Origin of the sequence: Leifsonia sp. Root112D2, assembly GCF_001424905.1 — a bacterium.
In the GTDB taxonomy this organism is placed as follows: Bacteria; Actinomycetota; Actinomycetes; order Actinomycetales; family Microbacteriaceae; genus Root112D2.
Map to the genome: position 1 here is coordinate 2,067,631 of NZ_LMCU01000001.1, position 12,257 is coordinate 2,079,887.

Annotated in this window: 14 protein-coding genes; 5 read left to right on the plus strand and 9 right to left on the minus strand. The window is 66.1% G+C overall.

The window, feature by feature from the left end; genetic code table 11:
* Positions 1-104 precede the first annotated feature (104 nt).
* Positions 105-383, minus strand: coding sequence for a hypothetical protein (locus ASC63_RS09615; RefSeq protein ID WP_055812437.1), 279 nt, complete (start codon positions 381-383; stop codon positions 105-107).
* A 486-nt stretch (positions 384-869) separates the two neighbouring features.
* On the opposite strand from ASC63_RS09615, the gene ASC63_RS09620 reads away from it, so the two are divergent.
* Complete coding sequence (locus ASC63_RS09620; RefSeq protein ID WP_055812440.1) at positions 870-1,433, plus strand: prepilin peptidase; 564 nt, start codon at positions 870-872, stop codon at positions 1,431-1,433.
* Positions 1,434-1,457: 24 nt separating this feature from the next.
* Here ASC63_RS09620 and ASC63_RS09625 read toward each other — a convergent pair whose 3' ends face one another.
* The 5 genes from ASC63_RS09625 to xseA all read right to left on the minus strand — a co-directional run bounded on the left by ASC63_RS09625 (position 1,458) and on the right by xseA (position 5,823).
* On the minus strand, positions 1,458-2,867 hold the full coding sequence (locus ASC63_RS09625) for a class II fumarate hydratase (protein ID WP_082487462.1): 1,410 nt from the start codon (positions 2,865-2,867) through the stop codon (positions 1,458-1,460).
* A gap of 76 nt (positions 2,868-2,943) precedes the next feature.
* Positions 2,944-3,591 carry a carbonic anhydrase gene (locus tag ASC63_RS09630; RefSeq protein ID WP_055812443.1) on the minus strand — a complete coding sequence of 216 codons (648 nt, stop codon included), beginning with the start codon at positions 3,589-3,591 and terminating at the stop codon, positions 2,944-2,946.
* The gene (locus tag ASC63_RS09635; protein WP_055812446.1) at positions 3,588-4,268 is read right to left on the minus strand and encodes a DUF4245 family protein; all 681 of its coding nucleotides are present in this window, start codon (positions 4,266-4,268) and stop codon (positions 3,588-3,590) included. The genes ASC63_RS09630 and ASC63_RS09635 overlap by 4 nt, the downstream gene beginning before the upstream one ends.
* A gap of 54 nt (positions 4,269-4,322) precedes the next feature.
* Positions 4,323-4,571 (minus strand): exodeoxyribonuclease VII small subunit, encoded by a 249-nt coding sequence (locus ASC63_RS09640; RefSeq protein ID WP_055812448.1) that lies wholly within the window; start codon positions 4,569-4,571, stop codon positions 4,323-4,325.
* A gap of 1 nt (position 4,572) precedes the next feature.
* Positions 4,573-5,823: an exodeoxyribonuclease VII large subunit gene (gene xseA / locus ASC63_RS09645; RefSeq protein ID WP_055812449.1), complete on the minus strand. Its 1,251-nt coding sequence runs from the start codon at positions 5,821-5,823 to the stop codon at positions 4,573-4,575.
* Between the two features lie 122 nt (positions 5,824-5,945).
* Here xseA and ASC63_RS09650 point away from each other — a divergent pair, with 122 nt between their 5' ends.
* Both ASC63_RS09650 and ASC63_RS09655 read left to right on the plus strand, forming a co-directional pair.
* Positions 5,946-6,935 carry a 4-hydroxy-3-methylbut-2-enyl diphosphate reductase gene (locus tag ASC63_RS09650; RefSeq protein WP_055812452.1) on the plus strand — a complete coding sequence of 330 codons (990 nt, stop codon included), beginning with the start codon at positions 5,946-5,948 and terminating at the stop codon, positions 6,933-6,935.
* Positions 6,932-7,531, plus strand: a complete 600-nt coding sequence (locus ASC63_RS09655; protein ID WP_055812455.1) for a DUF6264 family protein — start codon at positions 6,932-6,934, stop codon at positions 7,529-7,531. The genes ASC63_RS09650 and ASC63_RS09655 overlap by 4 nt, the downstream gene beginning before the upstream one ends.
* 67 nt (positions 7,532-7,598) lie before the next feature.
* Here ASC63_RS09655 and fbaA read toward each other — a convergent pair whose 3' ends face one another.
* A complete protein-coding gene (gene fbaA, locus ASC63_RS09660; protein WP_055812458.1) occupies positions 7,599-8,627 on the minus strand; it encodes a class II fructose-bisphosphate aldolase in 1,029 nt (342 codons plus the stop codon).
* 191 nt (positions 8,628-8,818) lie between these two features.
* Between fbaA and glpX the strand changes: the two genes are divergently transcribed.
* Positions 8,819-9,751: a class II fructose-bisphosphatase gene (gene glpX, locus ASC63_RS09665; protein WP_055815277.1), complete on the plus strand. Its 933-nt coding sequence runs from the start codon at positions 8,819-8,821 to the stop codon at positions 9,749-9,751.
* Positions 9,752-9,758: 7 nt separating this feature from the next.
* Here the strand turns inward: glpX and rmuC are convergent, their stop codons facing one another.
* The gene (rmuC, locus tag ASC63_RS09670) at positions 9,759-11,102 is read right to left on the minus strand and encodes a DNA recombination protein RmuC (protein ID WP_055812461.1); all 1,344 of its coding nucleotides are present in this window, start codon (positions 11,100-11,102) and stop codon (positions 9,759-9,761) included.
* Between the two features lie 51 nt (positions 11,103-11,153).
* Positions 11,154-11,747 (minus strand): exonuclease domain-containing protein, encoded by a 594-nt coding sequence (locus tag ASC63_RS09675; protein ID WP_055812464.1) that lies wholly within the window; start codon positions 11,745-11,747, stop codon positions 11,154-11,156.
* A gap of 109 nt (positions 11,748-11,856) precedes the next feature.
* Here ASC63_RS09675 and ASC63_RS09680 point away from each other — a divergent pair, with 109 nt between their 5' ends.
* Positions 11,857-12,243 (plus strand): VOC family protein, encoded by a 387-nt coding sequence (locus ASC63_RS09680; protein ID WP_055812467.1) that lies wholly within the window; start codon positions 11,857-11,859, stop codon positions 12,241-12,243.
* Positions 12,244-12,257: the final 14 nt, after the last annotated feature.

The following is a 12,257-nucleotide window of genomic DNA, read 5'->3' on the forward strand; positions in this document are numbered from 1 at the left end:
CAAAACGACGGAGAAACGAGCGGATGTCGCCCTTCGGGCGCGCATCCGTGGCCATATGGCCAGTTTCTCCGTCGTTTTGGTGGCTGCCGCGGGAGGTCTGTTGTTCACCTCGGGGGCAGGTTGAGGCTGATCCAGCGCTCGGCGGCGCGCTCGCGTGCCAAGCGAGTGAGGTACTGCTCGTGTCGGCTGGCGCGTCGCTCGCGGGACTCGATAGCGCGCGTGCGGCGACCCCACATGATGAGGGCCATGCCGAGGTGCAGCGCGGCGCGGTCGAGAAGCGCCACTCGGCGCTCGGGCCGCGTGTGCAGCGCGGGAACCGGTTGGGGCGGGTGATCGTGACGATCGGAAGTGGTCGACACGGGACGGATGAGACTGGTATTCATGATCGGCATTCCCTAAGGACGTGTGACGGCCAGCCGGCGCCCGCGTGCGCGGTCGTCAACGGCTGGCCGCAGCGTGCGGCAGAAGGCGAGCGAAAGTTGATCGCTCGCTGAGAGACGGATGCCCGAAATCTCGGGTAGCGTCTGGAGGCTCAGCAGAGACTCTGGGCGAGGGCGTCGTGAGCGTCGCAACCGTGGTTATCGGCGGCGAGGACTTCTAACGAAGCAGAAGCAAAACCGACCGATCAGGCGGTGAAGACGCCGACGAGGCCGGCGGTGGTGCTGAAGATATCTGGATCAATTCGAACAAACACGCTGGCTCCTTTCGTCGTTTGGCGCGATTTACACGGTAGCGGTACGCGAGCTGCGGGCGCAAGAGGAAACGCCGAATTGGCGCCGCTAACGAAGAAAGTCGCCGCGCGTCGAGGCCATTGTGGGCGCCTGTGGAGAACTCTGACGAGCATGGGCGCGAGTCGCTAGCCTGCGTGAATGGTTTTCGTTGTGGACGAGGCGCCTCGATTGCGTGTGCGGCTGGCGTGGCAGCTGCCGCTCACGCTGGTTCTCGGGGTGCTTGCCGTGCTGTGTGTGGGCATCCGACCGGCTCTCATCGTGCCGTTGTACCTCGTCGTTGTGACGGGGGAGCTGTGCCGCGTCGACATCGCGGAGCACCGACTGCCGAACGTCCTCGTGCTGCCCGGCTATGGCTTCGCGGCTGTCGCGCTGGTGTGGCAGTGGGCATCCGGTGGGGGTCCGCCATGGACCGGCCTGGCAGCAGGAGCGGCATGGTTCGCGTTCCTGCTGCTCATGAACCTGGCAGGCGGCATGGGCATGGGCGATGTGAAGCTGGCGGGTGTTCTGGGCCTGGGCCTCGGCATGCTCGGGGTCGTGCCCGCGATAGCCGGCATCGTCATCGGCTTCCTGGCCGGGGGAGCGGCAGGTCTCGTCGCGCTCGTGTCGCCGGGTGCCGGCCTGCTGCGGCGCATTCCATTCGGCCCGTTCCTGTTACTCGGATTCTGGGCATCCGTGGCGCTCGCCGGCTGGCTACGGATTTAGGCGCGGCAACGGGCTCCCCGCGAGCTATGCCTGCGGGGGCTTCGTCATCGAGAGCACGTCGAGAGCCTTGTCCAGCTGTTCGAGCGTCACCTCACCACGCTCCACGAAGCCCAGGTCGATGACGGCCTGGCGAATCGTCACACCATCGGCGACCGCGTGCTTGGCGATCTTGGCCGCGGCCTCGTAACCGATCACCTTGTTCAGCGGCGTCACGATCGACGGCGACGATTCGGCCAGTGCCCGGGCGCGCTCGATGTTTGCCTCAAGGCCTGCGATGGTCTTGTCGGCCAGCGCGCGCGAGGAATTCGTGAGCAGCCGAATCGACTCCAGCAGTGCGGTACCCATCACCGGAATCGCCACGTTCAGTTCGAATGAGCCGGATGCCCCGCTCCAGGCGATACTCGCATCGTTGCCAATCACGCGCGACGCCACCTGCAGCACGGCCTCGGGAATGACCGGATTCACCTTGCCCGGCATGATCGACGAGCCCGGCTGCAGGTCGGGAATGTGCAACTCACCGAGCCCGGTGTTCGGCCCCGAACCCATCCAGCGCAGGTCGTTGCAGATCTTGGTGAGGCTCACGGCTATGACGCGGAGCGCACCGGATGCCTCCACGAGCGCATCGCGGTTCGCCTGCGCCTCGAAGTGGTTGCGTGCCTCCGTGATCGGCAGCTCGGTCTCCTCCGTGAGCAGCTGGATGACCAGCTGCGGGAAGCCGGCGGGCGTGTTGATGCCCGTGCCGACGGCCGTTCCGCCGAGGGGCACCTCGGCGACCCGGTGCAGCGCGGACTGAACCCGCTCGATGCCGAGACGAATCTGTGCGGCGTAGCCGCCGAACTCTTGCCCGAGTGTCACCGGCGTGGCATCCATGAGGTGCGTGCGACCCGACTTGACGGCCGTGGCCCACAGTTCGGCCTTCTCCTCGAGCGCGACGGCCAGGTGGTCGAGCGCGGGCACGAGGTCGTCGATGAGTGCGCCCGTCACGGCGATGTGCACCGAGGTCGGGAACACATCGTTCGAGGACTGCGAGGCATTCACGTGATCGTTCGGGTGAACCGGGCTGCCGAGCCGACGCGAGGCGAGGGTGGCCAGCACCTCGTTCATGTTCATGTTCGACGAGGTGCCGCTGCCGGTCTGGTAGACGTCGATGGGGAACTCGGTGTCGTATGCGCCGGTGACGACCTCGTCGGCGCTGGCGGCGATGGCATCCGCGATGCCCTGATCGAGTACACCGAGCCGAGCGTTCGCGAGCGCGGCCGACTTCTTGATGCGAGCCAGCGCGGCGATCTGCGCCGACTCCAGCACCGAACCCGAGATGGGAAAGTTCTCGACGGCACGCTGGGTCTGCGCGCCGTACAGCGCGCTGGCGGGCACGCGCACCTCACCCATGGTGTCGTGCTCGATGCGGTACTCGGCGTTCGGCGTCGTGTTCACGCGATGTGATCCTTTGCTTTCAATGAGGAGGTGTTCGTGGCGGTTTCGTTAACGGTGAGAGCCAGGAGGCGGAGCCTCACGTGAGCCCGACGACGACGTCGGGAACCACGCGCCCTTCGACGAGCCGGTAGTTGGCTCCCACGATAGCCAATTTTCCGCTGGCGACAGCGTCACTGATCATCTCTGATTCGCTCACCAGCCCGGCGACGGTGTCACGCAGGTGCTCACGCCCGACGTCTGCCGCATTCACCGATGCGGCATCGATCTCTTCGCTGGCAGAAGCCCCGGCGACGCGGCGCACGGCGGGCACGATCGGCGCGATGAGGCCGGCGATGTGTGGGGGGAGCGGAGTCGCATCCGGTGCCTGTGAGTCGATGGCGGCGCGCACGGCCCCGCACGAGTCGTGCCCGAGTACGAGCACGAGCGGCACCTGCAGAATGCCCACGGCGTATTCGATCGAGCCGAGTGCGGAATCGGAGATGACCTGCCCCGCATTGCGGATCACGAAGGCATCGCCGATCCCCAAGTCGAAGATGATCTCGGCGGCCAAACGCGAATCGCTGCAACCGAAGATCGCCGCAACGGGGTACTGGCGGCTGGCGAGTTCCTCACGTCGCCCGGCGTCCTGGTGCGGATGCCGCGGAGACCCGGCAATGAAGCGCTCGTTGCCAAGCTGCAGTTCCGCCCAGGCTTCCCGTGGTGTAAGCGACGTTGGGGTACTCACTTCGATGATTCTCCATTCGTGTTCGAACTGTTCATGGTGCGTAACTGCGCGGTGACGGCGCCGGCGACGGTGTCAATCTCCTGCGGATTCGCCGTGCCGAACACGACGAAGGTACTGTGTGCGAACTCGGTCGTCAGCGCGTATTTCACATTGCCCTGGTCGGTCGAAGCCTGTCGATTGTCGTAGATGGTCCATTGCACGCCGTCGATGACGGTGGTTCCGGATGCCAGTGAGCGATTCACCTGATCGGCCAGCCAGCTCGAATTGGCATTGAATCCCTGGGTGACCCCCACGAATTGTTTCGCGGGGCTGATGAGGCCGATGTACCAGTCGTCGATGCCGTCGGCCGTCTTGGTGTGCAGCACGGCCGAGTTGGAGACCCACTTTTCAGGCAGCTTCGGAGTCACGAGTGGATCGGCTTCGGTGCCTTGTGCCAGGCCCGCGATGGTCGCATAGTCGACCGCGGGTGCGGCAACAGGCTCCCCGCGGGGAACGATCAGAACAATGACTACCACAATGGCGAGGGTGGCCAGCAGGGAGAGAACCAGGTTGTTGACGGTCTGCCTGGTGCGGTGATTGCGGGAATCCTGCGCCTTGCGCGCCGCGGTCTCTTCGGGCGTCTCAGGCCGACCGAGCTCCGCGACGACGGCAGGCTGCGCGCTGCGATCCCTGCTCATTCGGCTGTACTCATGCGACGGTTTTCATTCCGGCACTGTTCATTCCGGCACTGTTCATTCGGCAGTCTCGGCGGCGGCATCCGCATCGGAGGCGGCGACACGGGCGGCGTCGAGCCGGGCCTTGGCCCCGATCAGCCATTCTTCGCAGCGACTGGCGAGGGCTTCGCCGCGTTCCCACAATGCCAGGGACTCCTCGAGCGTCGACGAACCCTGCTCAAGCTCGCCGACGACACGAATCAGCTCGTCTCGGGCCTGCTCGTAGCTGAGCTCGGCGGTGTCGGATGGGGTGGGCATGGCATCCATTCTATTTGCGTTTGGCTGGCTGTTTGGCGGGCTTGTCTGGGTGACGGGCGCCGGCCGAGACGGCATCGAGCGTTCCGGATGCGAGCGTGAGCGTGAGCGGAGCCCCCTTCGGCGCATCGGCAGCGGCCCGCAGCACGTGGCCATCGGGCGATTGCGCGATGGCGTAACCGCGATCGAGCGTTGCCTGTGGCGAGAGCGCGCGCAACTGGGCGCGCAGCTCGCTCGTGCGGGTGCTCGCCTTCTCGAGAACGCGGGTGACAAGCTCTGTGCCGCGGTCGAGGTAGCGGCCGAGTTCCTCGGCGCGGGAGTCGACGATCCAGCTCGAGTTCGTCAACACGGGGCGGGAGCGCAGCTGCTCGAGGCGGTCGATCTCGGTGTTCAGCATGCCGCTGAGTCGCAGGCCGAGGCGCGCGCGGGCCTGTTGCACCCGCAGCAGCTCCTCCGCGACATCGGGAACGACCCGTTTGGCGGCATCCGTCGGGGTGGATGCACGCAGGTCGGCGACCTCGTCGAGCAACGGTCGATCCGCCTCGTGCCCGATCGCACTGACGATGGGGGTGGAGCAGGCGGCAGCGGTGCGCACGAGCGATTCGTCGCTGAAGCCGAGCAGATTCTGAAAGTCTCCGCCGCCACGGGCCACGATGATCACATCGACCTCGGGGTCGGCGTCGAGCGTGCGCAGCGCCGCCGTGACATCGCCCACGACTCGTTCGCCCTGCACCGCCGTGTGAACGGTGCGGAATCGCACCGCCGGCCAGCGCAACTGCGCGTTGCGCTTGACGTCTTTCTCGGCGTCGGAGTCTTTGCCGGTGATCAGGCCGATGCAGTGCGGCAAAAACGGCAGCCGTTTCTTGCGTTCAAGCGCGAACAACCCCTCGGATGCCAGCTGGGTGCGCAGTCGTTCCAGTCGCTCCAGCAGGTCGCCGAGCCCGACATGCCGCATTTCGAACACCTGCATGGTGAGAGTGCCGCCCTTGACCCAGTAATTGGGTTTGACGAGCGCCACCACGCGGTCGCCCTGCTTGAGATCTTCTGGAAGCTTGCCGCGCACGGATGACCAGATGGTGAAGCTCACGGTGGCCTCGGCATCCACGTCTTTGAGTTTGCCGTAGACGTTGCCGCCGGAGCCGCCCCACTGGGTGATCTCACCCTCCACCCACGCGGTGCCGAGGCGGTCGATGTAGCCCTTGATCTTGGCCGAGAGCAGACCGACCGGCCAGGGCGCGTCGACCGTGGACGGGGCATCCGTCATGTGCTTTTCCTCCCACCGTGTGCTCAGTGCTCCCGGCTTAGACTGGCTGGGTGAGCGACACAACGATCAGCCTTCCCACACCGAGAATTCCGGGTGCGCGAGGCCAGCTTCAGGATACCCCGGTGGTCGGACACAAGCGGGTGCTGCTGGCGGCACCGCGCGGCTACTGCGCCGGCGTGGATCGCGCCGTGATTGCGGTGGAAAAGGCGCTCGAACACTACGGCGCACCGGTTTATGTGCGCAAACAGATTGTGCATAACATTCATGTCGTCTCCACCCTGGAGAAGCAGGGAGCGATCTTCGTCGATGAGGTCGACGAGGTGCCGCCGGGCGCCCACATCGTCTTCAGCGCGCACGGGGTCTCGCCTGCCGTTGTCTCGGCCGCTGCCGACCGCGGTCTGCTCGCCATCGATGCCACCTGCCCGCTGGTCACCAAGGTGCACCGCGAGGCCGTGCGTTTCGCCCGGGACGACTTCGAGATTCTGCTCATCGGCCACGAGGGCCACGAAGAGGTCGAAGGCACCGCGGGCGAGGCCCCGAACCACGTGACACTCGTCGGCAGCCCGGATGATGTGGCCACGCTTGAGGTGCGCGACCCCGAAAAGGTGGTGTGGCTCTCGCAGACCACGCTGAGCGTCGACGAGACCATGGAGACCGTGCGTCGCCTGCGCGACCGCTTTCCGAAGCTGCAGGACCCGCCCAGCGACGACATCTGTTATGCGACCCAGAACCGTCAGGTGGCGATCAAGAAGGTTGCCGAGGAGGCGGATGTCGTCATCGTTGTCGGGTCAGCCAACTCGTCCAACTCGGTGCGTCTGGTCGAGGTTGCGCTGGAGAACGGGGCGAAGGCCGCGTACCGCGTCGACTATGCCAGCGAGGTGAAGCAGGAGTGGCTCGATGGGGCGGCGACCGTCGGCGTGACCAGCGGAGCATCCGTGCCCGAGGTTCTCGTGCGTGAACTGCTGGAGGAACTCGCCGGGGCCGGTTACACCGATGTGCAGCCTGTGAAGACGGCCGAGGAGGACCTCATGTTCTCGCTGCCCAAGGAGCTGCGCCGCGATATCACCGGCAAGCAGGATGCGCGGGCCCTCGGGGGTCGTGGCCGGTCGTGAACGACGAGCGCCCGCGCCCGCAATACGGCGAGTATGCCAGCCCCGAAGACCAGCGGGCACACGTTCGTGACCCGCATGCCAACCCGCACTATCAGCCGCCCGAATCGGCGTCGATCCCGAGCGACAGCACTCCACGGGGCGACGTGGTGCGGTCGGATGCCCCGGGCACGGCCCCGACGTCGTCTCACCAGGCGCAGACATCCGGTGTCGCGAAACGCCCCGCGCGCCTCTGGGACCGATCGCTCACCTGGGTGCTGATCGCCATGGGCCTGCTGAACCTGGCCCTGTCGGTGTCGTCGTACCTCAACATGGCGCCGGCGCTTCAAGGCGCTTACACACAATTAGGCATCGGCCACTTCGGGGCGTCGGACATTGCCGCGCCGGCGGGCATCGCCCTCACTATCGTGCAGGCCGTGATCTGGGTGGCGACCGCCGCGCTCGCCAGACTCTCCCTGCGTCGGGGCCGGCTGAGCTTCTGGATTCCGCTCGTCGGAGCGCTCGTGTCGTACATCGCGCTGGTCGCCGTGCTGCTGATAGTCGTGTTCAACGACCCGGCGTTCACGGCGTTTGTAAGCACCTCGGCCTCGCACTCCTGACGGCATAAGCGCGAGGGCGCCCCGGCCGCATGACCGGGGCGCCCTTGCGATGACGGCTGTGCGTCAGTCAGTTGCCGGAGTGGCCGGCCGATCCGAGCTGCTGGGTGGCCTCGATGACGCGCTGGGCCATGCCGGTCTCGGCGACCTTGCCCCAGGCGCGCGGGTCGTAGACCTTCTTGTTGCCGACCTCGCCGTCGATCTTGAACACGCCGTCGTAGTTCTTCAGCATGTAGTCGGCGATGGTGCGGGTGAAGGCGTACTGCGTGTCGGTGTCGATGTTCATCTTGATGACGCCGTTGGAGACAGCCTCGGTGATCTCCTCGGCGGTCGAGCCCGATCCGCCGTGGAAGACGAGGTCGAGCGGCTTCGGACCGTCGCCGAACTTCTCGGCGATGCCGGCCTGGATCTCCCCAAGCAGCTCGGGGCGCAGCTTGACGTTGCCCGGCTTGTACACGCCGTGCACATTGCCGAAGGTGAGGGCGGCCATGTAGCGACCGTTGTCGCCCAGCCCGAGGGCCTCGACGGCCTTCGTGACATCGCCGACCGTCGTGTAGAGCGCGTCGTTGGTACCCTCGTGCTGGACACCGTCCTCCTCGCCGCCGACCACACCGATCTCGACCTCGAGAATGGCGTTGATTGCCCGGGTGCGCTTCAGCATTTCCTGCGCGATTTCGAGGTTTTCGACGAGAGGAACCGCGGATCCGTCCCACATGTGGGACTGGAAGATCGGGTTGCGACCGGCCTTCACCTCTTCCTCGCTGGCCGCGATAAGCGGCAGCACGAAGTCTTCGAGTGCGGGCTTGGGGCAGTGGTCGGTGTGCAGCGCAACGGTGACCGGGTAGTTCTTGGCGACCTCTGTCACGAACTTCGCGAAGGCGATGGCGCCGGTGGCGCGTGCCTTCACGGTCTGGCCGGCGAAGTAATCGGCACCACCGGTGGTCACCTGGATGATTCCATCGCTTCCGGCCTCGCTCAGCCCCTGCAGAACCGAGTTGATCGTCTGCGACGACGACACATTGAATGCGGGGTAAGCGAAGCCCCTGCTCTTGGCCTTATCCAGCATTTCCGCGTACTGGTCGGGTGTTGCGACGGGCATGAGCTCTCCTTGGGTGACGTTGATTCGCCTGCGAGTCTATCGGAGGCCCCGGTAGGATGAGGGCGTCGGTCAGGTGAGGCGAACAAGCCCCGGGCCGCGTCGCCGAAGCAGTCGAAACCCCAACCGGGAGGACCCGCGTGACCAATTCAGAAGCGTCTTCGTTGTACCTGCACCCCGACCGCAACCTGGCCATGGAACTAGTGCGGGCGACGGAGGCGGCGGCCATCCGTTCGGCACCGTGGATCGGCCGTGGCGACAAGAATGCGGCCGACGGCGCGGCAGTGGATGCGATGCGCGCGTTCCTGGGAACGGTCAACTTCGACGGCGTGATTGTGATCGGCGAGGGCGAGAAAGATCACGCGCCCATGCTCTTCAACGGCGAGCATGTCGGCAACGGTCGCGGTCCGGCCTGTGACATCGCGGTGGACCCCATCGACGGAACCTCGCTGACCGCCGCCGGGCGGCAGAACGCACTGTCGGTCATCGCGGTCTCCGACCAGGGCAGCATGTACGACCCGTCCGCCGTGTTCTACATGAACAAAATCGTGTGCGGACCGGAGGGCATCGGGGTCGTCGACATTCGCAAGCCGATCGCCGAGAACATCCGGGCGCTGGCCAAGGCGAAGGGCAAAGACATCGGCGACATTCGCGTGGCGGTGCTGGACCGGCCCCGGCATGTCGGCCTGATCGACGAGATTCACGCGGCGGGGGCAGGCACGCGCCTGCTGCTCGACGGAGACGTGGCCGGCGGCATCAACGCGGCCCGCTACGACTCATACATCGACATGTGTGTCGGGGTGGGCGGAACGCCGGAAGGCATCATCACGGCGTGTGCGGTGAAGGCGCTCGGCGGCCTCATTCAGGGCCAGTTGCTGCCGAAGGACGACGACGAGAAGCAGCGGGCGATCGACGCCGGTCATGATCTGACTCGCGTGCTCGACGGCAACGATCTGGTGAAGGGCGACAACACCTATTTCGTCGCGACCGGCGTCACCAACGGTGAACTGGTACGCGGTGTGCAGCGCAAGGGGCCGATCCTCCGCACCGAGTCGGTGGTGCTGCGTTCCAAGTCGGGCACCATTCGCCGGGTCGAGGCCGACCACCTCGTGGAGAAGTGGCAGTAGAGCGGCGTTAATCGCGCGCGTCTGCCGAAGCGGGAGGCGCATCGGCCGCGTCGAGCGCATCGAGTTCGCCCACGAGTTCGAACGCGGTCAGCTCGCGCGGCGTCTCCTCGATGCCCTCGAGCGGGCCAATCACCTTGGACTCGTCGAGGGCGTTGAGTTTGCGCGCCGACGGCAGCACCTGGCGCTCCAGCGAGCCGACGAATTTGTTGTAGTCGTTGACGGTTCCCTTGATGGAACGGCCGAGCTTGTCGACGTGCGCGGCGGTGGTGGCGATGCGCGAGTAGAGCTCGCGGCTCAGGTCGAACAGGATTTTGGCGTCCTGGGTGAGCACATCCTGCTGCCAGCTGAAGGCGACGGTCTTCAGCACCGACCAGAGTGTCACGGGTGAGGCGAGCGCGACCCGCTTGCCAAAGGCGAACTCCATGATCGACGGATCGGCCTCCATCGCGGAGGAGACGAGCGACTCGCTGGGAATGAAGGCGATGACCAGCTCGGGGGAGGCATCCAACCCCTGCCAATACGCCTTGCTGCCGAGCGTGGTGATGTGGTCGCGCACGGCCTTGACGTGCTGCTTGAGATAGACCTCGCGCTGGGCGCCCTCGGCACCGGTCGCCGTCGCCGGAATCTGGCTGGCCTCCAGAAAGGCGTTGAACGGCACCTTTGCATCGACCGCGATGCTCTTGCCTGCGGGCAGGTGCACCACCATGTCGGGGCGGCCGGCGCCGGCATCCGAGGTGATACTCGACTGCACGTCGAAGTCGACCCGCTCGATGAGGCCGGCGGCCTCCACGACGCTGCGCAGCTGCGTTTCGCCCCACACTCCGCGCGTGCTGTTCGATCGCAGCGCGGCCGCGAGGGTCTCTGCTGTGCTGCGCAGTCGCTCTTCCGATTCCGTGGCACTGCGCAATTGCTGGGTCAGTTCTCCGTGCTGCTGGCTGCGCTGGGTCTCCAACTCGGTGACCTTGCTCTGCATGTTCTGTAGAGACTCGCGTACCGGCGCGAGCGCCTGAAGCACCTTGCTCTCGGCGCGTTCGCGTTCGGCGCGCTCGGCCTGCTCGGCGCGTTGGCGCTCGGTGAGCTCGCGGTATTGCTCCTGCTGGCCCCGAATCTGCTCTTTGAGCGCATCTGCCGTGGCGATCACGCCGGCAAGCTCTGCGTTCAGCTGGGAACGGATGCCCGCCTCCTCGGCACGCACCTCGGCCAGCGCGGCGGCGTGTCTGGCCTCCACGACCGCAGGATTCTCCAAGGCTGAGGCGCTGCCCGCACGCCGACGTGCGAGCACTATCGCTGTCACGAGCGCACCGATGGCGGCCCCGGCGACGAGACCGATGATGAGGAGGAGTGCTTCCATACCCCTAGTGTGTCAGCGGCCGCAGACAGTGGCTGCCGACACCGCTCGCCATCAGGCGGCGGAACCGGTGATGCGCTCGGCCCCGATGTGCCCCAGCTTCACGGATGCTGCCGCGGCGAGCTCGGTGACCGTGCCGGCACCATAGCGCTTCGCCGCGTGCACGATGATGGCCGCGCACGCCTCGGAATCGGCGAGTGCGTTGTGGTGCTGAAAATCCTCGAAACCGGCGGCCATCGCTGCCACCGGCAGCCGATACGACTCCAGGTTGTAGGTTTTGCGAGCTACCTGCAGGCTGCACAGATAGTCGAAGTCGGGGCAGGCGAGGCCGGTGGCCGTGCAGCCGCCGCGGATCACGCCGGTGTCGAAGCCCGCGTTGTGGGCGACCAGGGCGTCGCCGTCGGCGAAGGCGACCAGATCGGGAAGCTGGGCCTGCCAGCTGAGCGCGCCCGCGACATCCGCAGCCCTGATGCCGTGGATGCGTGTGTTCCACTCCACGAACTCGTCGTGACCGGCGGGCGGCTGGATGAGCCAGTATGCGCTGTCGACGACGCGGCCGTCGCGCACCTTCACCAGCCCGACCGAGCAGGCGGAGGCACTGCTGGAGTTGGCGGTCTCGAAGTCGATGGCGGTGAAATCCAATGGCACCGTTTCATCGTCTCACGCCTCGCTGACACGAAGCGTGCGCCACGTCGGTGGTGTGCGCTTGACTGGTTCTTGCACGCGAACGACCGCGGCTCAGCAAAGAGGAGTTCCCATGTTCCTTGGTCTCAGAACAGTCATCTACCCGGCGCCCGACCTCGACGCCGCCAAGAAATGGTGGAGCGAACTGCTCGGAATCGAGCCCTATTTCGACGAACCCTTCTTCGTGGGTTTCAGCCCGGGCGGCTATGAGCTCGGACTCGACCCGAACGCCGATCCCGCCGCGGGACCGCGCACGTACTGGGGCGTGCGCAACATCGAAGAGGCGTCGTCGAAGCTCATCGTGCTCGGCAGCACGCCCGATGAGATCGTGTCGGAGGTCGGTGACGGCATCAAGATCGGCACCTTTCGTAGCCCGTCCGGCGACATCGTGGGTGTGATCGAGAATCCGGTCTTCGAGCTCGCGCCGGTCGAGGCATCCGGTGAGGGCACCGGGCTCTGAACGCTCGCGGTCGC

Excerpts from the sequence above, each read along its gene's own strand:
- ASC63_RS09615 (WP_055812437.1), bottom strand. The coding sequence starts at position 383 with ATGAATACCAGTCTCATCCGTCCCGTGTCGACCACTTCCGATCGTCAC.
- ASC63_RS09680 (WP_055812467.1), top strand. The coding sequence starts at position 11,857 with ATGTTCCTTGGTCTCAGAACAGTCATCTACCCGGCGCCCGACCTCGAC.
- glpX (WP_055815277.1), top strand. The coding sequence starts at position 8,819 with ATGGAACTAGTGCGGGCGACGGAGGCGGCGGCCATCCGTTCGGCACCG.
- ASC63_RS09620 (WP_055812440.1), top strand. The coding sequence starts at position 870 with ATGGTTTTCGTTGTGGACGAGGCGCCTCGATTGCGTGTGCGGCTGGCG.
- ASC63_RS09635 (WP_055812446.1), bottom strand. The coding sequence starts at position 4,268 with ATGAGCAGGGATCGCAGCGCGCAGCCTGCCGTCGTCGCGGAGCTCGGT.
- xseA (WP_055812449.1), bottom strand. The coding sequence starts at position 5,823 with ATGACGGATGCCCCGTCCACGGTCGACGCGCCCTGGCCGGTCGGTCTG.
- rmuC (WP_055812461.1), bottom strand. The coding sequence starts at position 11,102 with ATGGAAGCACTCCTCCTCATCATCGGTCTCGTCGCCGGGGCCGCCATC.
- ASC63_RS09640 (WP_055812448.1), bottom strand. The coding sequence starts at position 4,571 with ATGGATGCCATGCCCACCCCATCCGACACCGCCGAGCTCAGCTACGAG.
- fbaA (WP_055812458.1), bottom strand. The coding sequence starts at position 8,627 with ATGCCCGTCGCAACACCCGACCAGTACGCGGAAATGCTGGATAAGGCC.